A 22,900-nucleotide genomic window follows, 5' to 3' on the forward strand; every position below is an offset into this window, starting at 1 on the left:
ACGGCACAGCGTACCGCCGATGATCTTCCTTCTGTCCTCCGGTTCCCTGATCCGGGGCGAAGCCAGGCAAGATGGGGGGTGTGACCCTCATTGATCAGCTCCCGCCGAACGCCGACCCCGACGCCCTCTTCGAGGCTTTCTCCTCGTGGGCGGAGGACCAGGGCATCACCCTGTACCCGGCTCAGGAGGAGGCGCTGATGGAGGTGGTCACCGGCGCGAACGTGATCCTTTCCACCCCGACCGGCTCCGGCAAGAGCCTGGTGGCGGCCGGCGCGCACTTCACGGCGCTGGCGCAGGACAAGGTCACCTTCTACACCGCGCCGATCAAGGCGCTGGTCTCGGAGAAGTTCTTCGACCTGTGCAAGCTCTTCGGCACCGAGAACGTCGGCATGCTGACCGGCGACGCATCGGTGAACTCGGACGCGCCGGTGATCTGCTGTACCGCCGAGGTGCTGGCCTCGATCGCGCTGCGCGACGGCAAGTACGCCGACATCGGCCAGGTCGTGATGGACGAGTTCCACTTCTACGCGGAGCCGGACCGCGGCTGGGCCTGGCAGATCCCGATCCTGGAGCTGCCGCAGGCGCAGTTCATCCTGATGTCGGCGACGCTCGGCGACATGAAGCGGTTCGAGGAGGACCTGACCCGGCGCACCGGCCGGCCCACCTCGATGGTGCGCTCCGCGACCCGGCCCGTCCCGCTGTCGTACGAGTACGTCACCACGCCGATCACCGACACCATCACCGAACTGCTGGAGACCCGGCAGGCACCGGTCTACATCGTGCACTTCACCCAGGCCCAGGCGGTCGAGCGGGCGCAGTCGCTGATGAGCATCAACATGTGCACCCGCGAGGAGAAGGACAAGATCGCCGACCTGATCGGCAACTTCCGCTTCACCACCAAGTTCGGCCAGAACCTCTCCCGTTACGTCCGCCACGGCATCGGCGTGCACCACGCGGGCATGCTGCCCAAGTACCGCCGCCTGGTGGAGAAGCTGGCCCAGGCCGGCCTGCTGAAGGTCATCTGCGGCACCGACACCCTCGGCGTCGGCGTCAACGTCCCGATCCGCACCGTGCTGTTCACGGCACTGACCAAGTACGACGGCACCCGGGTCCGCACGCTGCGCGCCCGCGAGTTCCACCAGATCGCGGGCCGCGCCGGCCGGGCCGGCTTCGACACCGCCGGCTACGTGGTCGCCCAGGCGCCCGAGCACGTCATCGAGAACGAGAAGGCCCTCGCCAAGGCCGGCGACGACCCGAAGAAGCGCCGCAAGGTGGTCCGCAAGAAGGCCCCCGAGGGCTTCGTGGCCTGGTCGGACATCACCTTCGAGAAGCTCATCGGCGCCGACCCGGAGGCGCTGACCTCGCGCTTCAAGGTCACCAACATCATGCTCCTGTCGGTCATCGCCCGCCCCGGCGACGCCTTCAAGGCGATGCGCCACCTGCTGGAGGACAACCACGAGCCGCGCAAGGCCCAGCTGCGCCACATCCGCCGGGCCATCGCCATCTACCGCTCGCTGCTGGACGGCGGTGTCGTCGAGAAGCTCGACACCCCGGACGCCGAAGGCCGCACGATCCGGCTGACCGTCGACCTCCAGCAGGACTTCGCGCTGAACCAGCCGCTGTCCACCTTCGCGCTGGCCTCCTTCGACCTGCTGGACCCGGAGTCCCCCTCCTACGCGCTGGACATGGTCTCGGTGGTGGAGTCCACGCTGGACGACCCGCGCCAGATCCTCGCCGCCCAGCAGAACAAGGAACGCGGCATGGCCGTGGGCGCGATGAAGGCCGACGGGGTCGAGTACGAGGAGCGGATGGAGCGGCTCCAGGAGATCACCTATCCCAAGCCCCTCGAAGAGCTGCTCCTGCACGCCTACGACGTGTACAGCAAGAGCCACCCGTGGGTCCGCGACCACCCGGTCTCGCCGAAGTCGATCATCCGCGACATGTACGAGCGCGCGATGACCTTCACCGAGTTCACCTCGTACTACGAGCTGGCGCGCACCGAGGGCATCGTGCTGCGCTACCTGGCGAGCGCCTTCAAGGCCCTGGACCACACCATCCCTGACGACCTCAAGTCCGAGGACCTCCAGGACCTGATCGAGTGGCTCGGCGAGCTGGTCCGCCAGGTCGACTCCAGCCTCCTCGACGAGTGGGAGCAGCTGGCGAACCCGGAGGTGGAGACGGCGGAGCAGGCCCAGGAGAAGGCCGACCAGGTCAAGCCGGTCACCGCGAACGCCCGCGCCTTCCGCGTCCTGGTCCGCAACGCCATGTTCCGCCGGGTGGAACTGGCGGCCCTGGACCACGTCAACGTCCTGGGCGAGCTGGACGGCGACTCCGGCTGGGACGCCGACGCCTGGGGCGAGGCCATGGACGGCTACTGGGACGAGTACGACGACCTGGGCACGGGTCCCGACGCGCGCGGCCCGAAGCTTCTCCAGATCGAGGAGGACGCGGCGCACGGCCTGTGGCGCGTCCGCCAGACCTTCGCCGACCCCAACGGGGACCATGGCTGGGGGATCAGCGCCGAGGTGGACCTCGCCGCCTCCGACGAGGAGGGCCGCGCGGTCCTGCGCGTCACCTCGGTCGGCGAACTCGGACAGCTCTGACCCCCCTCCGGTTCCGCCCGGGCGGGCACCCCACCCGCCACCGAACCCCGACCCGCAACCGACCGGCGCCGCCGCGGCGGCCGGGCCCGACAGTGGAGATCCTCTGATGACGAACCCCGCCGAGAGGCTGGTCGATCTGCTCGACCTGGAGCAGATCGAGGTCAACATCTTCCGGGGCGCCAGCCCCCAGGAGTCCCTCCAGCGCGTCTTCGGCGGCCAGGTCGCCGGCCAGGCGCTGGTGGCGGCAGGCCGCACCACGGAGGGCGACCGGCCCGTCCACTCCCTCCACTCGTACTTCCTGCGCCCCGGCATCCCCGGAGTGCCGATCGTGTACCAGGTGGAGCGGGTGCGCGACGGGCGCTCCTTCACCACCCGCCGGGTCACCGCGGTCCAGCAGGGCAAGACCATCTTCAATCTGACCGCCTCCTTCCATCAGCCGGAGGAGGGCAGCATCGAGCACCAGCTGCCTCCCCGCCTCGACTTCCCGCACCCGGACACGCTCCCGAAGGTCGTGGACGAGATCCGCGAGCACCTGGGCACGCTGCCGGAGGCGCTGGAACGGATGGCCCGCCGCCAGCCCTTCGACATCCGCTACGTGGACCGGCTCCGCTGGACCCCCGAGGAGCTCAAGGACGCCGATCCGCGCAGCGCGGTGTGGATGCGCGCCGTCGGCCCGCTGGGCGACGACCCGCTGGTGCACACCTGCGCCCTCACCTACGCCAGTGACATGACCCTCCTCGACGCCGTGCGCATCCCCGTGGAGCCCCTGTGGGGCATGCGCGGTTTCGACATGGCCTCCCTCGACCACGCCATGTGGTTCCACCGGCCGTTCCGGGCGGACGAGTGGTTCCTGTACGACCAGGAGTCGCCCATCGCCCACGGCGGCCGGGGCCTGGCACGCGGCCGCATCTACGACCTCGAAGGCAAGCTGCTGGTGTCGGTGGTCCAGGAGGGTCTCTTCCGCCCGTACGGCTCCAAGGCCTCCAAGCCGGCCGTTTCCCCGCAGTAGTCCCTCACCTTCCCGAAGAACTGAGCGCTTCCATGCCCACGCCGGCTCCCGCCCCAGCCGTTCCCTGCCCCTGCGGGCTGCCCGCCGCCTACCCGGAGTGCTGCGGCCGCTTCCACTCCGGCGAGCGGCAGGCGCCCACCGCCGAGCTGCTGATGCGCTCCCGGTTCAGCGCCTTCGCCGTCGGCGACACCGCCTACCTCCTGCGCTCCTGGCACCCGTCCACCCGGCCGGGCGTGCTCGACCTGGATCCCGGGCAGCGCTGGGAACGGCTGGAGATCATGGCCACCGAGCGCGGCGGGATGTTCGAGACGGAGGGCTCGGTGGAGTTCCGGGCCCACTACCGCGAGGGCCGGCACACCGGCTCGCTGCACGAGCACAGTTCCTTCGCCCGGGAAAACGGGGCCTGGGTCTACGTCGGCCCCCTCTCCCCCGTCGACTTCGACTGACCCCTGGCTCCGGTCAGGGCGAAGTCGAGGCTGGTGCGGTACCACCCGATCTCGTCCGGTGGCCCGGCCCTCAGCAGCCGGGCCGCCACCTCGGCGGCCGCCGGGACCTGAGGGTGTCCGTAGGGCGGGGGCGGGGCGAGGGCGCAGAGCAGGATGCGCTCCGCAGGGTCGGGCACGGTCGCGCGCACGTCGTCCCCGGGGAGCACGGAGGCCAGTACGGCAGCCCGCTCCCAGGGGTCGGCGGTCCGTCTCAGCAACAGCCCTACGTGCCGTTCGCGCCACTTCCGGGGGCGCAGGTCGGCCCTCGCCGCCGTCAGCTCCCGGTCCGCCGGGGGCGCGCTCCCCGTCAGCATCGCGGGCTCGCGGGCCGCGAAGTCCCGTAGCTCCGCGGTCAGATAGAGCCACACCACCGCCCGGTAGCGGTTGATCCGGTATCCCACCGGGGTGAGGTGTCCGCAGCGGGCAAGCCGGGTGAACCGGCTCGGGCCGACCCCCAGGACGGCCGCCGCGGCCTCCGCTCCCGCGACCGTCTCCACGCGCTCGATCAGCGCCTGCGGGAACCCCGCGGCCGACCGGACCCGCTCGAGCTCGGTCCGGGTGTACCGCGCCGCCCCGGCGACCCCTGGGGGGCCGGCCCGTACCAGGCCCAGCTGCACGGCACGGGCGAACTCGGCTCGGGTCAGCCCCAGTTCCCCCGCGGCACGCCCGCCGCCCAGCAGTCCGGCGACCTCGCCACACACCGCCACCGCGGACTCCGCCATCGCCTCCGTCGCCGTGGCGGTCGCCGTAGCCGTAGTCCGCGGCGCCTGAACCGTCTGTGTCATCGCGCTCTCCCCACCAGAGTGATTACTGTGTGTGAAGAACGTAACTCAGAGCTACGACGCCCCGCAGGGCCTGTGGACAACCCGGAAAGGACGAACCCGCCGCCCGCCTCAGCCGCCGGTGATCCGCCGCTCCGCGACCCCGAGGTGCTCCCCCACCCGGTTCACCAGCAGCGTCATCTCGTACGCCACGTGCCCGATATCGGCCTCGGAGGCGCTCAGCACGCACAGGCAGCTGCCCGCGCCCGCCGCCATGACGAAGAGGACCCCGTCGTCGTACTCCACCATCGTCTGGCGGACCTCACCGGCACGGAAGTGCCGCCCCGAGCCCTTCGCCAGGCTCTGCAACCCCGCCGCGACGGCCGCCAGGTGCTCCGCGTCCTCCCGTGCCAGCCCCGCGCTCGCGCCCGTCACCAGGCCGTCGTTGGAGAGCACCACGGCGTGCCGCACCTGCTGCACCCGCCGCGTCAAGTCGTCCAGCAGCCAGTCCAGCTGCTTGTCCAGCGCCATATACAGTCCCTCCCCGTCGACGCGGCCGGTCCGGCCGCGCCCCACCCCGCATGGTCGTGCCGCCAGCCTTCCCCACCAGGGGCTTTCCGGCAAGGAGGATGGGCCCATGGTGAAGAAGATGACTCAAGAGGAATGGCGGGAGTTCGTCTCCCACTCCACCCGCACCGGAAAACTGTCCACCGTCCGTGAGGACGGAAGCCCGCACATCGCTCCCATCTGGTTCGTTCTCGACGGCGACTCCTTCGTGTTCAACACCGGGAAGGACACCGTCAAGGGGCGCAATCTGGCCCGCGACGGCCGCGTCGCCCTCTGCGTCGACGACGACCGGCCGCCCTTCTCCTACGTCGTCCTCCAGGGCCGGGCGGAGATCAGCGAGGATCTGGACGCGATGCTCCCCTGGTCGACCAGGATCGGCGCCCGCTACATGGGAGCGGAGCACGGCGAGGCCTTCGGCCGTCGCAACGCGGTCCCCGGCGAGCTCCTCGTGCGCGTCCGCATCGACAAGGTGATCTCGGCCGCCGGCGTGGCCGACTGACGGCGCCCCCGTCCGCAGACAGACCCATGGGGCCTCAACACCCCCTTCGCCGTGGGCCGGTTCACACCGAGTCGGCCCGCGGCTCCACCGACTCCAGCAGCCGCGCCGTGTGCACCCGCCCCGCGTACTCCACCAGCCGGATCAGCACTTCCTTCCCCGAGTCCTTGTCCCGCGCGTCGCACAGCACCACCGGCGTCCCCTGATCCAGGTCCAGCGCCCGCGCGACCTCGTTCGAGGCGTACCGCCGCGCGTTGGCCCAGCAATTGACGGCCACGACGAACGGGATCTTGCGGTGCTCGAAGTAGTCCACGGCCGGAAAGCAGTCCTCCAGGCGCCGCGTGTCGGCGAGGACCACCGCGCCCAGCGCGCCCTGTGACAGCTCGTCCCACAGGAACCAGAACCGGTCCTGCCCCGGGGTCCCGAACAGGTAGAGCGACAGCCCCGACCTGATCGTGATCCGCCCGAAGTCCATGGCCACGGTGGTCGTCGTCTTCTGGTCGACCCCTCCCGTGTCGTCGACCAGCTCACCGGCCTCGCTGAGCAGTTCCTCGGTCCGCAGCGGCCTGATCTCGCTGACGGCGCCGACCAGGGTCGTCTTCCCGACTCCGAAGCCGCCCGCCACGAGTATCTTCAGCGCGAGCGCGGCCAGTTCCTCGCCGCCTTCGGCGGCCGGCGCCTGCCCGTTGTCGTGCAGTCCCATCACAGCGCTCGCAATCCCTCGATGACTTCACGCAGAATCCGCTCGTCCGGCAGCTGTGCGGGCGGCACCGGCCGGCTGACCTTGACGTGCCCGGCCTCCAGCAGGTCCCCGAGCAACACGCGCACCACGCCCACGGGCAGGTCCGCGTCCGCCGCGAGTTCGGCCACCGACTGGGTCTCGTCCCGGCAGAGGCCGAGGAGCGCCCGGTGCTCCGGGCCCAGCAGCGACTCGGCCGCCTCGTCGGTCCCCGCCGGGTCCACGGCGACCAGCGCGATCAGGTCGAACCGGACCCCGTGGGGTCCCGGCTTCGTGCGCCCGCCCGTCATGGCGTACGGACGGACGAGCGGGCCCGCGTCGGCGTCGTACCACCGGCCGTTCGTGCTCAAGGCCGCCGCCCTCAACCGGCGGCCGGCGGCCGCGCCGCGAACCGGGCCGGGGTGTACAGGTGCTCGCCGACCCGCTTGACCAGCCGGGCCATCTCGTACGCGATCAGCCCCATGTCGGCGCCCGCCCCGCTGAGCACGGCCAGGCAGGAGCCGTCTCCGGCGGCCGCCACGAAGAGGTAGCCCTCGTCCATCTCCACCATCGTCTGGCGCACGCCTCCGGCGTGGAAGTGCCGGCCCGCGCCCTTGGCCAGGCTGTGGAAGCCGGAGGCCACGGCCGCCAGGTGCTCGGCGTCCTCCCGGCTGAGCGCGCTGGAGGCACCCACCGCCAGGCCGTCGTTGGACAGGACCACGGCGTGCCGGACCTCGCGCACCCGGACCACGAGGTCGTCCAGGAGCCAGTCGAGCTCGCCCGACCTGCGGACTCCGTCGAGGTCGATCCTCTGATGTTCGATCATCATCGTGCTCCTTCGCCTTCGCCAGTACTGCCTGTGCCGCCCGGACCGCCCGCGGACCCCGCGCCGCCCGCGCCGCCCGGACCGTCCGCACGGGACTCGCCGCTCGCCTGCGTGCCCCGCACCCAGCCGGCCCGGTACGCCGCCATCCGCTCGCGCGCCTGCTCCGGGCTCCGGCCGGGCGGCCCCTCCGCCCCCCGGACACCGGCCGGGGCCTTGGGGGCGGGAGCCTCGCGCAGCTGTGGGACGAGGCTTGCCTGCCGGACCCGGCGCGGCAGTTCGGTGACCGAGGCGGCCGGACCCGAGGCGGCCGCACCCGAGGCGGCCGACGGGCCCGAGGGCGCCGCCGTGACCGCCGGGGCGGGCGCCGCTGCCGTGGCGGGCGTACGGGGAGCCGCCCCCGCCGAGCCGCGCGGCCGCAGCGGGGCCACCGGGGAAGGCCGCGGTTCCTCCCGTACGGGGCTCCGGTCCGGGACCGGCACCCCGCGCGCGTCGTCCCGTACGACGCTGATGACCTGGGACGTCTCCCGGAACCGCTCCCGTACCGGCTCGGTGACCGGCTCCTGGGCCGGGGTCGGGGCCGGGGCGGCGGTGCGCTCCTCCTCGGGCTGCGGGGAGGCGGCCGTCAGGGCGCCCTGGAGCAGGGAGTTGGGGAGGAGCACCACCGCGGTGGTGCCGCCGTACGGTGACATGCGCAGGTGCACCTTCACACCGTGGCGGGCCGAGAGGCGGCTGACCACGAAGAGCCCGAGCCGGTCGCTGTCGAAGAGGTCCAGGGCCTCGGACTGCTCGATGCGCCGGTTGGCCTCCTGGAGGGATTCGCGGCCCATGCCGAGCCCCCGGTCCTCGACCTCCAGGACGTAGCCGGCGCCGACGGGTTCTCCGCTGACACGGACCTTGGTGTGGGGCGGGGAGAACTGGGTGGCGTTCTCGATGAGTTCGGCCAGCAGGTGGGTGAGGTCGGCGACGGCTCCGCCGACGACGGCCGCCTCGGCGAGCTGGCGGACCTCGACGCGCGGGTAGTCCTCGATCTCGGAGACGGCGGCCCGGACGACGTTCGTCAGCGGGATCGGCATCCGCCAGGCGCGCCCGGGAGCGGCGCCCGACAGGATGATCAGGCTTTCCGCGTGCCGCCGCATCCGGGTGGTGAGGTGGTCCAGCCGGAAGAGGTCGCCGAGCTCGTTCGGGTCGTCGGCGCGCCGCTCCATCGAGTCGAGCAGGGTGAGCTGCTTGTGCACCAGGACCTGACTGCGCCGGGCGAGGTTGACGAAGACCCCGCTCACGCCGCTGGCCAGTTCGGCGCGTTCGACGGCGGCGCTGAGGGCGGCCCGGTGGACCGTGTCCAGGGCCTCGCCGACCTGGGCGATCTCGTCGTCGGCCGCCGGGCCCCGCGGGGTTTCGGCAGCCACGTCGATGTCCTGGCCGGCCCGCAACCGGTCCATGGCCTGCGGGAGTTTGCGGTGCGCGATCTCCAGCGCGGTGTTGCGCAGCGAGACCAGTTCGACGACGAGGGCCCGGCCGATGCGGACCGAGATGACGAGCGAGGCCGCCACGGCGGCCAGGCCCAGGAGGACGGCCGCTCCGGCGGGACTCAGCGCACCCTCGCCGAACGGGTCGCCGCGGTCCGCGGAGGCGGCGTGGGCGGCGTCTCCGATCTCCCGCATCGAACCGGCGACCGAGGTGTACGCGGCCTCCCAGCCGGCGGGCGGGGCGGAGGTCCCGGCGCCGGCCGCGGCGGCCAGCGCCCGGTCCTCGGCCCCGGTGAGGTCGGCGTAGGCGGCGCTCTTGGCCACGGACTGCCAGGCGTCCTGCTGCGCGGCGGGCAGGTCCCGGGCGGCGGAGGCGGTCAGGGCCCGCCGGGTCTCGACCGCGCCGGTCAGACGGCGAAGCGTTTCGGCGGTGCGCGGCCCCGGCGCCGTCAGCAGGGCGTCCTCCCGCGACAGTTGCTCCGCGGCCCGCGCGAACTCCAGCAGGATCCTGGCGTCGACGCCCAGTTCTGCGTCCTGGCCACCTCCGGAGAGGGCTCCGCCGACCTCCAGCGCCGCCTCGATCACCCGGCTGTACGTCTCGTACGCCGCTTCCGGGGTCGCCCGGTGGTCGGCGACGTCCTTGCGGACCGGGCCCAACCCCTCGGCGGCGGCGACGAAGCCGCGCATCCGGATCACGATGTCGGTGCGGTAGTCGCCGGAGTCGGCCACGGTGTTGCGGTCACCGAGCCGCAGGGCCCGTAGCGAGCCGTCGGTCCGGCGGGCCTGTTCCTCCAGGGCCGCGGCCTGACCGGGGGCCTGTGCGGCGGCCGCCTGACCGCTGGTGGGATCGGCCAGCAGCCTTACGGCCGTGCGCCGTTCGGCCTGCAACGCGGTGATGGCGGCCTCGACCGGTGCCCGTAGCTCCCGGTCGACGCGCTGGACCCGGCCGAGGCGGGCGACGTCCTGGGCCGCGTCGACGGTGGCGAAGGCCCAGAGGGCGAGGAGCGAGACCACCGGCACCATCAGCAGCGAGACGATCTTCGCCCGGACGGTGGCGGGACGCAGGCGGAGCCGCGGACCGCCGCCACCGCTCCCGGCGGCGCCGGATATCGCCGCGAGCGCGTCGGACGCCGCGCGCTCCGCCGGCTCTTCGGCGGGCGGTCCGGCGTGCGCCCGGCGGCCCGGACCCTTGCCGCGGCCACCCGCCGGCGCGGGCGCGGGCGGCCGCGACGCCGCTGCTTCCGGTGTTCTGCGGGGTCTGCGCATGGGCTCCTCGTTCCGGGCGGTGCGTACGTACGTGACGGTCGCGGGGGCGGTGGTGTGGGTGGCCGGCGCGGCGGTGCCTGGGGTGGCCGCGCCTCAGCCGCTGGGCGCGGGGGCGGCGGTAGTGGCGGCCCGCTCCTTCAGGCGCAGGTCGGCGGAGGCCGCCGCCGAGGCCTCCCGCTCGTCGGCGGTCGGTGAGAGGGCGACGAACGCGGAGGTGATGAAGAGGTAGGAGCCGAGGCCGACGGCGAGCGGGAAGATGAACTGCATGGCGGTGGCGCCCGGCAGGGCCGCGTCCGAGGGGGTGACCTCGACGGCGACGGCGAGCATGCCGGTGTAGTGCATGCTGCTGACGGCGGCGCCCATGACGAGCGAGGCGACGGCCACGGCCACCGGGGACTTGATGTTGAGGGCCGCCCAGAGGGCCGCCGTGGCCGCGACGACGGCGATGGCGACGGAGAGCCCGACGGTGAGCGGCGCGTAGGAGACCGAGCCGTGCAGGCGCAGGGCCGCCATGCCGAGGTAGTGCATGCTGGCGACGCCGAGGCCGGTGGTGAGGCCGCCGACGACGAGGGCCCGGCCGCGGTCCTTCCCGTAGCCGACGGCGAAGACTCCGGCGCCGACGACGATCATCGCGACGAGGAGGCTGAGGATGGTCAGCGGTACGTTGTAGCGGATCTCGGTCCCGGTGACGTGGAAGCCGAGCATGGCGACGAAGTGCATCGTCCAGATCCCGGTGCCGATGGCCGAGGCCGCCGTGAGGAGCCAGTTGCGGCGGGAGGCTCCGGTCGTCGCGGCGAGCGCGCGAACGGTGCAGCGCAGGCCGAGGGCGGCGCCGATGGAAGCCATCACGTATGACAGCGCGGGGGTAAGCCAGCCATAGGCGGCGTGGTCCAGGTGTCCCATGGCCACGGAAGCTAGTCCGGGTGAGGGAGCGAACACGGGCCGCATTTCGAAAGCCACTGGAACTGCTGGAATATGACAGAGATACGTTCTTCTTCGATCACGCCACGTACCACCTTGCACACGTTCCGCAGGCATGTGCCGGAGCGCCGGTGAGGGATCATGGGCACATGAGCGAAGACCGCACACAGGACCACACCCGGAACCCGGCTCAGGACCCGGCTCAGGACCCGGCTCGGGACGGGACTCAGGACCCCGCTCGGGACCGGCCTCGGGATCAGACGCAGGACCGCGGCCACGTCCAGGAGTTCTTCGGAGCGCGCGCCGCGGCCTGGGACCGCAAGTTCCCCGGGGACGGGCCCGCCTTCGCGACCGCCGTGGGTGAGTTCGGGCTGCGTCCCGGGGACCGTGTGCTCGACGCGGGCTGCGGCACCGGGCGGGCACTGACCGCGCTCCGCGCGGCCGTCGGTCCGTCGGGGACGGTGCTCGGCGCCGATGTCACCCCGCAGATGCTCGCCGCCGCGCGCGAGGCCGGCCGGGACGCGGAGGGCGCCCTGCTGTTGGCGGACGTGGCCCTGCTGCCGCTGCGCGACGGGGTGCTGGACGCCGTGTTCGCCGCCGGTCTCGTCGCCCATCTTCCCGACCCCGGGGCCAACTTGCGCGAGCTCGCCCGGGTCGTCCGCCCGGGCGGCCGGCTCGCACTGTTCCACCCGATCGGCCGGGCCGCCCTCGCGGCGCGCCACGGCCGCGAGCTGACCCCGGACGACATGCGCGCCGAGCACAACCTCGGCCCGCTGCTCGCCGGTTCGGGCTGGCGGCTCACCTCGTACGCCGACGAGGACACCCGCTTCCTCGCGCTGGCGGTCCGTACGCCCTGAGCGGCGCGGCACGACTCCCGAGCACCGGGGCGCGCCGTCACCGGCGCGCCGAACCGCGTCGGTGGCGGGGCGGCCGGCCCTCCGTGCAGGTGGCGGGCTCGGAAATCGGCTCCCGTCAGCTCTCGACGCGGTGGTTACTCGCTGGTTAGGGTGCGCCGACGAGAGAACGACCGGGAGGCCACGTGTCCGAAGAGGAGGACGGCGGTTCGCTGTACGTGCTGACCGCCGTGCTGCTGACCCCCGCGCAGTTCCCGAGCATCCTGGGTGACGACTACCCCGAGGCCTGCTCGCTGCTCGGCGTGTCGCCGGCGGCCGCCGGGTACGGCCTGGTGCTGGGACAGGACGAGGAGGGCGCGCGCTGGACGGTCGTGGTCGACGACGTCTCGCTCGTGGCCGTGGCCATCGCCTCGTGGGACTGCGGGATGGAATACGACCTGTCCCCCGACGAACGGTCCATCGTGATCTCGCTGGCGGGGTGGCCGCTGGACCTCGCGGTGGCCACGGCCGGCATACCCGACCCGCACGATCCCGAGCAGGGCGCGGACGGCACGGGGCGGGTGCCGCTGGCTCCGCCGTCGGCGGAGGCCTGGGGTCCGGTACAGCGGCGTATGGGAGCCGACCAGATCGCCCGGGAGTGGACCGCCTGGAGCGAGCGCGTGGCGACGGACGGCGGCGCCGCGGCGGCCGCGCACCCGGGGCTGGCGCGGGCCCTGGAGGAGGCCCTGGGATACACGCAGAGCCCGCCGCCACCCGGCAGGGTGCGGTCGGCCTTCGCGGGCGACCAGGCGCGGACGCTGCGCGTCGACGGGCCGGGGTGGTCGCTGGTGGCCCGTACGGACGGGGCCGCCTTCGTCCTGCTCGACGCAGAACCGAGCGAGGTGCTGGCCGTGCCGCACGAGGCCCACGGAAAGCTTCCGGAGCTGTCGGAGCTGCTGGCGGCGCTGGACCGGGTCGCCGTGCGGCCTGCTTGAGCGGGTTCTGTTCGCTCGGGTGAGCCGCGTGTGGTGCGGGGCTGGGCTGGGCTGGACTGGGTTGGGCTGGAGGGGGAGGAAGCGTTGATGGATCCGGTGGAAGTGGTCCCGTTGGAACTGGTCCCGGTGGGCACGGTGGTGGGCGGCCGTTCGGAGGTCGTCGACGACGACTGGGGGCGGGAGGTCGCGGTGATCCGCCTGGACCGGGAGCGGTTCGGTCCGGAAGCGCTCTACGGACTGGAGGACTTCTCGCACGTCGAGGTGGTCTTCCACTTCGACCGGGTGCCCGAGGACAGGATCGAGACGGGTGCGCGGCGCCCCCGGGGCAATCCCGACTGGCCGCTCGTCGGCATCTTCGCCCAGCGCGGCAAGAACCGGCCCAACCGGCTGGGGCTCTCGCGCTGTCGCGTCCTGAAGGTGGACGTACGGGCGGCGGACGGCCCGGAGTTGCACGTGGAGGGGCTGGACGCGGTCGCGGGCACGCCGGTGCTCGACCTCAAGCCGTACATGACGGAATTCGGCCCGCGCGGCGAACACCGCCAGCCGGAGTGGGCGACGGAGCTGATGCGCGACTACTACTGAGTCGCGCGGGGTGGGGGCCGGGCGCCGAGTGTAGGCTCCGGGATTCCTTGATCGAGGAACAGGTCCGAGCTTGGGGCGAGCCGACAGGAGTGCGGCATGACTGGGGTGACTCGCTTGGTCACTTACACCGATCTGGACGCCGACCAGACGAACGCTCGGCAGTTGGCCGTGTCGGCACGGCTGGAGGCCGTACTCGCTGACGGCCGCAACGTGGTGTTGCTCGACGATCGCGGCTGGAGCAGCTCCGGTCCGGCAGGCCTCCCCGCGCGCACCTCCGCCGAGCACATCGCGGAGACGGCCCGGACGGTGGTCGGGCCGGACGAGCCCTTCGGCGACAGGACACGGGAACAGATGGCGGCCGGGCACTGGGGCTACCTGGCCGGTGTCCTGGGGCGGCACGGGGTGGACGTGCCCGCGGGCGAGCTGGAGCGGCTGCCCCATGAGGTGGTGCTCAGCGAGCGTCTCCGCGCGTGGATCGGCTGAGACACCCGCCGGGACCTACCGGGACCGGCCGGGACCTACCGGGACCGACCGATACCTACCGCGACCAGCCGCAACCAGCTGAGACCGGCCGAGAAGGCCCGCCCGGTCCGTGGATCGGCCGGGCCGGGCCCCTGGCCCGGTGGGTCAGACCCGTTCGAGCGGGATGTGAGGGGTCGGGGGGAGCGTGACCTCGATGGTGTCGCCGGGGTGGATGGTGCCGCCCCGGTGGACCACGCCCATGATTCCGGCCTTGCGGAGCAGGTTCCCCTCGTCGTCCCTGCCCACCACCTGCTTGAGCAGCCCGTGCTGGAAGTTGTCGATCTGCAGGCACGGGTTGCGCAGCCCGGTGACCTCGACCACCGCGTCCGCACCGAGGCGCAGCAAGGTGCCGGTCGGCAGGGCGAGCAGGTCTATGCCCGTGGTGGTGACGTTCTCCCCGAGCTGGCCCGGTTCGACCTGGTGGCCGGCCTCGGCCACCTCCTCGAAGAGCTCCCGGTGGATCAGGTGCACCTGACGGAGGTTCGGCTGCGTGGGGTCCTGGGCCACACGCGAACGGTGCTTGACCGTGACTCCCGCGTGGACGTCCCCCTCGACCCCGAGCCCCTCGAGGAGCCTGATGCTCTCGCGCGTGGGCTTGGTGAACGAATAGACCCCGTTGCTGCTGACCGCCGCGACCTGCGCCGCGCCGGCCGTAATCCCCACGCTCATGGTTGACCCCCCTGCCGCCGTCAGCGGCCGATCTGCTTCCTGGATATACCCCGCAGCCTACGACGCTGGGAGGAGTCCAACAGCAGGTAGGCGGCTGCGGGGACGCCGATCAGGACCAGCAGCCCGGCCCAGAAGCCGACCGCCCAGAACAGCACGATGGCTGCCACCACACCGGCAACCGCGATCTTTCCGCTCGTGGACATCTGCGGCACCCTCTTTCTCCGTCGGCCACTACCCCACACAACGCGTGCTTCCGCCCCCGCGTTCCCGCCCCGCCGTCCCGCTCCCACATTTCCGTTCCGGCTTCCCGGCCCCGCCGCATTGCGTCCCCGTGGTCCCGCTTCCCGCTCGCGCGGACGGAGAAAGGACGTGACCCGGGTCACGGTGTCGCCACGGGCCGGGGCGGCCTCGGGTGAGTTACTCTCGGCCACCCCGTATTCGGTAGTCAAGTTTGAGGAATGTGTGCTCCCGACGATCTCCGGTCTCATCCCTTGCTCCGCCGTCTTCCTGCCCGCCGAGCCGGCCCGCGACGGCCGCATCGCCTTCTGGCGGCCGGACCCGGACGAGGTCCTCCACCTCGAAGGCCAAGGCACCACCGAGCAGCTCACCGTCGTCACGCCCGACCTGCGGCACACCACCGTGACCGCCCTCGTCCTGCCCCTCGCCGAAGCCCTGCCCCTGCTCACCCGGGTCCGGTCCGCCGCGTCGGCCGGCGCCGCGCCGTTCTGGGGCGCCGCCGCCCTGCTGGCCCTGCGCCTCGCCGCCCGCGGGCTGCTGCTGCCGGGCCTGAGCCCCGCCGGGTACGACGCCTGGCGGCTCGGGCCGCTGGACGCCGCCGACTTGGAGGAGGTCCGGGAGCTGGCGGCGGCCATGCCGCCCGCCGCGCACTGCGTACCGCTCGCCCCAGGTCCAGGTCCAGGCCCCCGCACCGGCACCGGCACCGGCTTCGACGCCGACGGCAACGCCAGGACCGGCGGAAGCACCGCCACCGTCACCGGCGGGCGGCACGACACCGCCGCACCGCCGCTGCTGCCCGCCCCGGAGCCGCTGCTGCGCGCCTTCCTCGACGCCGTCGCCGACACCCTGCCCCGCTCCCCCGCCGCACCCGCAGCCGCCGGCGGCTCCGCCTACGCCGCCCGCCCGGCCCGGCGCCACCCCGAACTGCGCGACTGGGCCGCGGAGGTCGCGGCCGGGCACGACGCCGGGGTCCGCGTCTCGCTCCGCATCGAGGTGGACCCGGACGTCCAGCCCCCCGCCTTCCGTGCCGTCCTGCAGATGCACGGCCTCGCCGACGCCACCCTCGTCGCGGACGCCGCCGACGTCTGGGCCGGCTCCGGACCCGCCGCGGCGGCCTTCCCGCCCCGTGCCCGCCTGGACGCGCTCCGGGCCCTGCGCCGCGCCGCCCGGCTGTGGCCGCCGCTCGCGCCCCTGCTCGGCGCCGCCGTCCCCGACGCGGTGGACCTCGCCGACGAGGAGGTCGTGGAGCTGCTCGGGGAGGCCGCCGGAGCCCTGGCGGCCGACGGGGTGCAGGTGCACTGGCCGCGCGGGCTCGCCCGTACGCTCACCGCGCGGGCCGTCGTGGGCGGGCCCGCCACCGGCTCCGGCCTGCCGGGGCTGTCCGGGCCGCCCTCCGCCACCTCGGCGCACCCCGTCGGGTGGCGCTACGGCCTGGGCGGCCGGGGCGATCTGACCGCCGACGAGCTGGACCGGCTCGCCGAGGCGAAGCGGCCCCTGGTCCGGCTGCGCGACCAGTGGGTCCTGATCGATCCGGCCGCGGCCCGGCGGACCCGTGCCCTCGCCCGCCAGGTCCACGAGGTGACGGCCGCCGACGCGCTGGCGGCCGTACTGACCGGCTCGGCGGAGCTCGACGGCACGCGGTACGACGTAGAGGCCACCGGTCCGCTGGAACGGCTCCGCACACTCCTCACCACAGACCCCGAGCAGGCGGGTCCCGGTCCCGGGCCCGGCGACCCGGGGCGTTCCGAGACGCGGGCCGACGTACAAGCCCCGGCCGCCCTCCGCGCGACCCTGCGCGACTACCAGCTCCGCGGCCTGCGCTGGCTCGCCCGTCTCACCGGGCTGGGCTTCGGCGCCTGCCTCGCCGACGACATGGGCCTCGGCAAGACGGTCACGCTGATCGCCCTGCACCTGCACCGCCAGGAGCACGGGCACGAGGGACCGACGCTCGTGGTCTGCCCGGCCTCGCTGCTGGGCAACTGGCAGCGGGAGATCGAGAGGTTCGCCCCCGGCACACCGGTGCGACGCTTCCACGGCGCCGGCCGCGAGCTCGACGGGCCGACCGGCCAAGGCGTCGGAGGAGTCGGGGGATTCGTCCTCACCACCTACGGCACCATGCGCCTGGACGCGCCCCGACTCGCCACCGTGCGCTGGGGCATGGTCGTCGCCGACGAGGCCCAGCACGTCAAGAACCCGCGCTCCTCGACCGCCAAGGCCCTGCGCACCATCCCCTCAGCCGCCCGCGTGGCCCTCACCGGCACCCCGGTCGAGAACAACCTGTCCGAGCTGTGGGCCGTCCTCGACTGGACCACGCCCGGCCTCCTCGGCCGCCTCGGCACCTTCCGCACGCGCTACGCCGATCCGGTCGAGAGCGGCCGCGACCCGCGGGCGGCGGCCCGGCTCGGGGCGCTCGTCAGGCCGTTCCTGCTCCGCCGCAAGAAGTCCGACCCGGGGATCGCGCCCGAACTGCCGCCCAAGACCGAGACCGACCACGCCGTGTCCCTGACCCGCGAACAGGCCGGGCTGTACGAGGCGGTCGTGCGCGAGACCCTCGCGGCGATCGCGGGAGCGGACGGGATGGAGCGCCGCGGGCTCGTCGTCAAACTGCTGACCTCGCTCAAGCAGATCTGCAACCACCCCGCCCAGTACACGAAGGAGCAGTACACGAAGGAGCGGCACCCGAAGGAGCGGTACGGCCCCGAGGAGGCCGCCGGGACGGGCTCCGGCAAGCTGGAGCTCCTCGACGAGCTGCTCGACACGATCCTGGCCGAGGGCGGCTCGGTGCTGGTCTTCACGCAGTACGTGACGATGGCCCGCATCCTCGAGCGCCATCTGACCGCGCGCGGCATCGCGTCCCAACTGCTGTACGGGGGCACGCCCGTGCCGCGTCGCGAGGAGCTCGTGGACCGCTTCCAGGCGGGCGAGGTGCCCGTGTTCCTGCTCTCCCTCAAGGCGGCCGGCACCGGGCTCAACCTCACCCGCGCCGGGCACGTCATCCACTACGACCGCTGGTGGAACCCGGCCGTCGAGGAACAGGCCACCGACCGCGCCTACCGCATCGGCCAGACCCAGCCCGTCCAGGTCCACCGGATCATCGCCGAAGGCACCGTCGAGGACCGCATCGCCGAACTCCTGGAACGCAAAAGGGCCCTGGCCGACGCCGTCCTCGCGGGCGGCGAGGCCGCACTGACCGAACTGAGCGACGCGGAGCTGGCCGAACTCGTCGCCCTCCGCCCGACCGCCTCCGGGGAGCGACACGGATGAACACGCAGGACTCCTACGAGCGGCACTCCTACGAGCGGGACCCGTACGAGAGGGACCCGTACGAGAAGACCTTCCCGCCGTTCCCGCCGGCCCCGGGCCGCGGCTTCGCCCACACCTGGTGGGGCCATGCCTGGCTGCGCGCCCTGGAGGACAGCGCGATCGACGGGCAGCAGGTCAAGCAGGGCCGCCGGTACGCGCGTTCGGGCGCGGTCGGGGCCGTGTCCGTACGCCCGGGCGGGCTGACGGCCGTGGTGCGCGACCCGGACGGGACGGCGCACCGGACCGACGTGCTGGTGCAGGAGTTCACGGAAGCGGAATGGGACCGGCTGCTCGGGATGGCCGCCGCCGAGTCCGGCCACATCGCGGCGCTGCTCGACCGGGAGGTCCCGCCGGAGCTCGCGGAGGACGCGGCAGCGGCCGGGGTGGACCTGCTGCCCGGGATAGGGGACCTCGACCCGCGCTGCGACTGCGAGGAGTGGGACCACTGCCCGCACACGGCGGCGCTCTGCTACCAGGTGGCGCGGCTGCTGGACGAGGACCCCTTCGTGCTGCTGCTGCTCCGCGGGCGGGCGGAGGCCGGCCTGGTGGCCGAGCTGGAGGAGCGCAGCACGGCGGAAGCGGGGGGTGCGGAAGCGGAGGCAGGAGCGGGATCCCCCGGCTCCGCGCCCGACGCCGGTGTCCCCGCCGCCGAGGTCTACGCGGCGGCTTCCGCCCTGCCCCCGCTGCCCCCGCCCGCGCGGCTGCCGGACGCGCCGGGCCAGCCTCCGACGCTGGACACGGAGTCGGGGACGGAGCCGCCGGGCCTGGATGTGGACGGGGTGGAGTTCCTGGCGCAGGCGGCCGCGACGCAGGCGTACCGGCTGCTCGCGGAGGCGCTCGCTCCGGCGCACGCGGAGCGCGCCCCGCAGCCCGGTCCCACGCTCGCGCAGGACGCCGTACGGCTCACGGCGCAGGCCCACGACCTTCGGGTCCGCTCCCGCCTGTCGGCGGCTTCCGACAGGGACCGGGCCGCCATGGACCGGGCCGTACTCGCCTGGGGCTTGGGCGGGGCACAGGCCGTCGCGGTGCTGGAGGAGGACTGGACCCCGGACCGGGCGTCGCTGGCCAGGGCCAGGGCCGCGCTGGCGGCGGTACGGCCCGACGGGGCGGAAGCCACCACGGACGCCGGCCCCGACGTCGACGCCCCGGTGCTGCGCCGGATCCGGTCCCGCTGGACCGAACCGGGCGGCGACCGCCAGCTCCGCCTGGGCCGCGACGGCCGCTGGTGGCCGTACCGCCGCGCGGCGGACCACTGGCTCCCGGCGGGCCCGCCGTCCACGGACCCCGCGGCCGCGCTGGCGGCGCTGGACCCGGAGGAGACGGCCTAGGCCGTCTCTTTCAGATCTTGCCGGGCCCGCGACGCCTGGCACCGTGCCTGGCCGCACTGCCGAGGCGCCCCCGTACGCCCAGTACGCGAGCGCCCCGACAGCACGCCCAGGCACGGCACCAGACGCCGCGGACTCGGCCGACAAGATCCGAAAGAGACGACCTAGCGCGGCCTCCCCGGGGCGCGCACCGATCGGGACCGGCCGAGTTCGTCCGCACTGGCCGACGCACCGCTTGCCGGGGCGGCGGGCCGGTACGACGATGGGGCGCTCCGGGTACCAAGGCACCGCGAGAGGGCGACATGGACGATCCTTCGGTGGCTCTGCCGGGCGGGGCCGACCCCGCCGAGCGGACGCGGGAACTACGGGCGGCCCACGCCGCGTTCACCCAGGACGGGCGGGTCGAGGCCCCGGTGCGGGCGGTCATCGCGAGGTCCTGGCGCCGCTGCGCCCGGGCCCGGGTCAGCCCGGAGTGCACGCCGCGTCTGGAGCTGGCCGGGGCGGAACTGCGGTCGTACCGGGAGCAGCATCCGCTGGCCCGGGTGCTGCCGCTGTTCCGGGACCTGGTGGGCGCCTTCGCCTCGGACGGGGCCCATCTGCTGGCGGTGTGCGACGCCCGGGGCAGCCTGCTCTGGGTGGAGGGCGAACCCGCCACGATGCGGCGTGCGGAGGGCCTCGGCTTCGTGCCGGGCGCCCGCTGGGCGGAGACGGCGATGGGCACCAACGCCCCCGGCACCGCGGTGGCGGTCGGGGAGCCGGTCCAGGTCTTCGGCGCCGAGCACTTCAGCCGTCGGGTGCACCCGTGGACCTGCGCGGCGGCTCCGGTCCGCGATCCGCACACCGGAAGGCTGCTCGGCGCCGTCGACGTCACCGGGGGCGACTGGCTGGCCCATCCGCACTCCCTGGCCTTCGTGCGTGCGGTGGCGTGCGCGGCGGAGGCCCGGCTCGCCCTGCTGGATCCGGGGCCCGGCGCACCCGGGGACTGCCTGACGGCGCTGGGCCGCGACGAGGCGCTGCTGACCGGCGGTGGCCGTGAGCTCCGGCTCGGGCGGCGGCACAGCGAGATCATGGCGCTGCTCGCGCACCACCCCGAGGGACTGTCGGGGGAGGAACTAGCGATCGCCCTGTACGAGGACGAGTCGGTGTCACCGGTCACCCTGCGCGCCGAAATGTCACGACTGCGCGGCCTGTTGGGCCCCCAGGCCCCGCTCTCCCGCCCGTACCGCACGGCGGCCCCGCTGGAGGCCGACTTCACCGCCGTCACCCGCCATCTGGCCTCCGGCGCCGTCTCGGGGGCCCTGGCCCGCTACCCGGGCCCGCTCCTGCCCGCCTCGACGGCGCCCGGCATCGTCCGGCTCCGGCGCCGCATCGAGGAGCAAGCGCGGGCCGCGGTGATCGCGCGGGCCGACCCCGGGCTGCTGACGGACTGGGTGTGCAGCCCGTGGGGCGCGGAGGACGCCGAGGTCTGGCGGGCCCTGGCGGCCGTCCTCCCGGCTGCCGGCCGGACGGCCGCGCTGGCCCGCGTACGGGCCATCGACGCGGAACTCGGGACGCCACCGGCGCATGCCCCGGTCCCCGGATCACCGGCGCGGCGCCGCGACACCCCGGCGGGGAGCGCCCCGACCGCCACCGCACCGCCGCCCGCGGGCCGTTCACCGCGCGGCCGTGCAACGTACCGGCAACCTGCCCGCCCCTAGCCTCACGGCGAGCACCGGCCGACGGCGGCCGACGCCCGGCAAGGGGAGGACCGTCCATGGCCCGTTACGCTGCGCCCGGTACCGAAGGCGCGCTGATGTCGTACGCGTCCCGCTACGGCCACTTCATAGGCGGCGAGTACGTCGAACCCGCCCTCGGGCGGTACTTCGCCAACCCCTCCCCCGTGACCGGCGAGACCTTCACCGAGGTGGCGCGCGGTACGGCCGAGGACATCGAACGCGCACTGGACGCGGCGCACGCCGCCGCGCCCGCGTGGGGACGCACCTCGACCACCGAGCGGTCCACGATCCTGCTGCGCATCGCGGACCGCATCGAGCGGAACCTGGAAGCACTCGCGGTCGCGGAGACCTGGGAGAACGGCAAGCCGATCCGCGAGACCCTGGCCGCAGACATGCCGCTCGCCGTGGACCAGTTCCGCTACTTCGCGGGCGCGCTGCGCGCCCAAGAGGGCGCCCTCAGCCAGATCGACGAGGACACGGTGGCCTACCACTTCCACGAGCCGCTGGGTGTGGTCGCCCAGATCATCCCGTGGAACTTCCCCATCCTGATGGCCGTGTGGAAACTGGCGCCGGCCCTGGCCGCGGGCAACACGGTGGTCCTGAAGCCGGCCGAACAGACCCCGGTGTCGGTGCACTACCTGATGAGCCTGATCGCGGACCTGCTGCCGCCGGGCGTGGTGAACATCGTCAACGGCTTCGGCGAGGAGGCGGGCAAGCCGCTCGCGTCCAGCCCGCGCGTGGCGAAGGTGGCCTTCACCGGGGAGACCTCCACCGGGCGGCTGATCATGCAGTACGCGGCGGAGCACCTCAAGCCGGTCACGCTGGAGTTGGGCGGCAAGAGCCCCAACCTCTTCTTCGACGACATCTGGACCGCCGACGACGACCTGCGGGACAAGGCCCTGGAAGGCTTCACGATGTTCGCCCTCAACCAGGGCGAGGTGTGCACCAGCCCGTCGCGCGCCCTGATCGAGCGCGGCCGCTACGGCGACTTCCTCGACGCGGCCGTGGCCCGCACCGAACTGATCGTGCCGGGGCACCCGTTGGACACCGACACGATGATCGGCGCGCAGGCCTCGGCGGAGCAGCTGAAGAAGGTCCTCTCCTACGTGGAGATCGGCCAGCAGGAGGGCGCGAAGCTCCTGACCGGCGGCGGGCGCATCGACCACGGCGGGGAACTGGCGGGCGGCTTCTACGTCCAGCCGACCATCTTCGAGGGCGACAACCGCATGCGGATCTTCCAGGAGGAGATCTTCGGCCCGGTGGTGTCGGTGACCTCCTTCCAGGACTTCGACGACGCGGTGCGCATCGCGAACGACACGGCGTACGGCTTGGGCGCCGGCGTCTGGACCCGCGACATCAACACGGCCTACCGCGCGGGCCGAGCGATCCAGGCGGGCCGCGTCTGGACGAACTGCTACCACGCCTACCCCGCCCACGCAGCCTTCGGCGGCTACAAGCAGTCGGGCATCGGCCGCGAGACCCACAAGATGATGCTGGAGCACTACCAGCAGACGAAGAATCTGCTCGTGTCGTACTCGCCACAGAAGCTCGGCTTCTTCTAGGGGCACGCGAAATGGTGCCTGACCTGGTGTTTTCCCCAG

The 22,900-nt window shown here is 73.5% G+C and carries 21 protein-coding genes; 12 read left to right on the top strand and 9 right to left on the bottom strand.

What is annotated here, in order from left to right; all coding sequences use genetic code 11:
• Nucleotides 1-80: 80 nt before the first annotated feature.
• From ACFYYB_RS22150 to ACFYYB_RS22160, 3 genes are all read left to right on the top strand, one after another.
• Entirely contained in the window at nucleotides 81-2,603 is a 2,523-nt protein-coding gene (locus tag ACFYYB_RS22150; protein WP_389436944.1) for a DEAD/DEAH box helicase, read from the top strand.
• A gap of 106 nt (nucleotides 2,604-2,709) precedes the next feature.
• The gene (locus ACFYYB_RS22155; RefSeq protein WP_389436945.1) at nucleotides 2,710-3,612 is read left to right on the top strand and encodes an acyl-CoA thioesterase; all 903 of its coding nucleotides are present in this window, start codon (nucleotides 2,710-2,712) and stop codon (nucleotides 3,610-3,612) included.
• Between the two features lie 32 nt (nucleotides 3,613-3,644).
• Nucleotides 3,645-4,058, top strand: a complete 414-nt coding sequence (locus ACFYYB_RS22160) for a YchJ family protein (RefSeq protein ID WP_389436946.1) — start codon at nucleotides 3,645-3,647, stop codon at nucleotides 4,056-4,058.
• On the opposite strand, the gene ACFYYB_RS22165 is transcribed toward ACFYYB_RS22160, so the two are convergent.
• Nucleotides 4,022-4,882, bottom strand: a complete 861-nt coding sequence (locus ACFYYB_RS22165) for a DUF6397 family protein (protein WP_389436947.1) — start codon at nucleotides 4,880-4,882, stop codon at nucleotides 4,022-4,024. The two genes, ACFYYB_RS22160 and ACFYYB_RS22165, sit on opposite strands and share 37 nt — an antisense overlap.
• A 108-nt stretch (nucleotides 4,883-4,990) precedes the next feature.
• Nucleotides 4,991-5,389, bottom strand: a complete 399-nt coding sequence (locus ACFYYB_RS22170; RefSeq protein WP_243340556.1) for a roadblock/LC7 domain-containing protein — start codon at nucleotides 5,387-5,389, stop codon at nucleotides 4,991-4,993.
• A 106-nt stretch (nucleotides 5,390-5,495) separates the two neighbouring features.
• Here ACFYYB_RS22170 and ACFYYB_RS22175 point away from each other — a divergent pair, with 106 nt between their 5' ends.
• On the top strand, nucleotides 5,496-5,924 hold the full coding sequence (locus tag ACFYYB_RS22175; RefSeq protein ID WP_266875986.1) for a PPOX class F420-dependent oxidoreductase: 429 nt from the start codon (nucleotides 5,496-5,498) through the stop codon (nucleotides 5,922-5,924).
• A gap of 61 nt (nucleotides 5,925-5,985) precedes the next feature.
• On the opposite strand, the gene ACFYYB_RS22180 is transcribed toward ACFYYB_RS22175, so the two are convergent.
• The 5 genes from ACFYYB_RS22180 to ACFYYB_RS22200 all read right to left on the bottom strand — a co-directional run bounded on the left by ACFYYB_RS22180 (nucleotide 5,986) and on the right by ACFYYB_RS22200 (nucleotide 11,100).
• Nucleotides 5,986-6,624: an ATP/GTP-binding protein gene (locus ACFYYB_RS22180; RefSeq protein ID WP_389436948.1), complete on the bottom strand. Its 639-nt coding sequence runs from the start codon at nucleotides 6,622-6,624 to the stop codon at nucleotides 5,986-5,988.
• Nucleotides 6,624-7,010, bottom strand: coding sequence for a DUF742 domain-containing protein (locus ACFYYB_RS22185; protein ID WP_274547500.1), 387 nt, complete (start codon nucleotides 7,008-7,010; stop codon nucleotides 6,624-6,626). The genes ACFYYB_RS22180 and ACFYYB_RS22185 overlap by 1 nt, the downstream gene beginning before the upstream one ends.
• Nucleotides 7,011-7,021: 11 nt before the next feature.
• A complete protein-coding gene (locus ACFYYB_RS22190) occupies nucleotides 7,022-7,465 on the bottom strand; it encodes a roadblock/LC7 domain-containing protein (RefSeq protein ID WP_112449851.1) in 444 nt (147 codons plus the stop codon).
• Nucleotides 7,465-10,197 carry a nitrate- and nitrite sensing domain-containing protein gene (locus ACFYYB_RS22195; protein ID WP_389436949.1) on the bottom strand — a complete coding sequence of 911 codons (2,733 nt, stop codon included), beginning with the start codon at nucleotides 10,195-10,197 and terminating at the stop codon, nucleotides 7,465-7,467. Before ACFYYB_RS22195 ends, ACFYYB_RS22190 begins: the two co-directional genes overlap by 1 nt.
• Nucleotides 10,198-10,290: 93 nt before the next feature.
• Nucleotides 10,291-11,100, bottom strand: a complete 810-nt coding sequence (locus ACFYYB_RS22200; protein WP_389436950.1) for an MHYT domain-containing protein — start codon at nucleotides 11,098-11,100, stop codon at nucleotides 10,291-10,293.
• A gap of 167 nt (nucleotides 11,101-11,267) precedes the next feature.
• Between ACFYYB_RS22200 and ACFYYB_RS22205 the strand changes: the two genes are divergently transcribed.
• The 4 genes from ACFYYB_RS22205 (at nucleotide 11,268) to ACFYYB_RS22220 (ending at nucleotide 14,011) form a co-directional block, all read left to right on the top strand.
• The gene (locus ACFYYB_RS22205; protein WP_389436951.1) at nucleotides 11,268-11,975 is read left to right on the top strand and encodes a class I SAM-dependent methyltransferase; all 708 of its coding nucleotides are present in this window, start codon (nucleotides 11,268-11,270) and stop codon (nucleotides 11,973-11,975) included.
• 182 nt (nucleotides 11,976-12,157) lie between these two features.
• Nucleotides 12,158-12,946 (top strand): hypothetical protein, encoded by a 789-nt coding sequence (locus ACFYYB_RS22210; protein ID WP_389436952.1) that lies wholly within the window; start codon nucleotides 12,158-12,160, stop codon nucleotides 12,944-12,946.
• A gap of 87 nt (nucleotides 12,947-13,033) precedes the next feature.
• A complete protein-coding gene (locus tag ACFYYB_RS22215; RefSeq protein WP_389436953.1) occupies nucleotides 13,034-13,528 on the top strand; it encodes an SAM-dependent methyltransferase in 495 nt (164 codons plus the stop codon).
• A 96-nt stretch (nucleotides 13,529-13,624) separates the two neighbouring features.
• Nucleotides 13,625-14,011 carry a hypothetical protein gene (locus ACFYYB_RS22220; RefSeq protein ID WP_389436954.1) on the top strand — a complete coding sequence of 129 codons (387 nt, stop codon included), beginning with the start codon at nucleotides 13,625-13,627 and terminating at the stop codon, nucleotides 14,009-14,011.
• Between the two features lie 144 nt (nucleotides 14,012-14,155).
• On the opposite strand, the gene ACFYYB_RS22225 is transcribed toward ACFYYB_RS22220, so the two are convergent.
• Both ACFYYB_RS22225 and ACFYYB_RS22230 read right to left on the bottom strand, forming a co-directional pair.
• Complete coding sequence (locus tag ACFYYB_RS22225; RefSeq protein WP_389436955.1) at nucleotides 14,156-14,719, bottom strand: MOSC domain-containing protein; 564 nt, start codon at nucleotides 14,717-14,719, stop codon at nucleotides 14,156-14,158.
• Nucleotides 14,720-14,739: 20 nt separating this feature from the next.
• Complete coding sequence (locus ACFYYB_RS22230) at nucleotides 14,740-14,922, bottom strand: hypothetical protein (protein ID WP_327251421.1); 183 nt, start codon at nucleotides 14,920-14,922, stop codon at nucleotides 14,740-14,742.
• A 259-nt stretch (nucleotides 14,923-15,181) separates the two neighbouring features.
• Here ACFYYB_RS22230 and ACFYYB_RS22235 point away from each other — a divergent pair, with 259 nt between their 5' ends.
• From ACFYYB_RS22235 to ACFYYB_RS22250, 4 genes are all read left to right on the top strand, one after another.
• The gene (locus ACFYYB_RS22235; RefSeq protein ID WP_389436956.1) at nucleotides 15,182-18,220 is read left to right on the top strand and encodes a DEAD/DEAH box helicase; all 3,039 of its coding nucleotides are present in this window, start codon (nucleotides 15,182-15,184) and stop codon (nucleotides 18,218-18,220) included.
• The gene (locus ACFYYB_RS22240; RefSeq protein ID WP_389436957.1) at nucleotides 18,217-19,587 is read left to right on the top strand and encodes an SWF or SNF family helicase; all 1,371 of its coding nucleotides are present in this window, start codon (nucleotides 18,217-18,219) and stop codon (nucleotides 19,585-19,587) included. The genes ACFYYB_RS22235 and ACFYYB_RS22240 overlap by 4 nt, the downstream gene beginning before the upstream one ends.
• Before the next feature lie 299 nt (nucleotides 19,588-19,886).
• Complete coding sequence (locus ACFYYB_RS22245; RefSeq protein ID WP_389436958.1) at nucleotides 19,887-21,281, top strand: transcriptional regulator; 1,395 nt, start codon at nucleotides 19,887-19,889, stop codon at nucleotides 21,279-21,281.
• Nucleotides 21,282-21,337: 56 nt separating this feature from the next.
• Entirely contained in the window at nucleotides 21,338-22,861 is a 1,524-nt protein-coding gene (locus ACFYYB_RS22250; protein ID WP_389436959.1) for an aldehyde dehydrogenase family protein, read from the top strand.
• Nucleotides 22,862-22,900 lie beyond the last annotated feature (39 nt).

Origin of the sequence: Streptomyces sp. NPDC002886, assembly GCF_042888445.1 — a bacterium.
Lineage (GTDB): Bacteria > Actinomycetota > Actinomycetes > Streptomycetales > Streptomycetaceae > Streptomyces.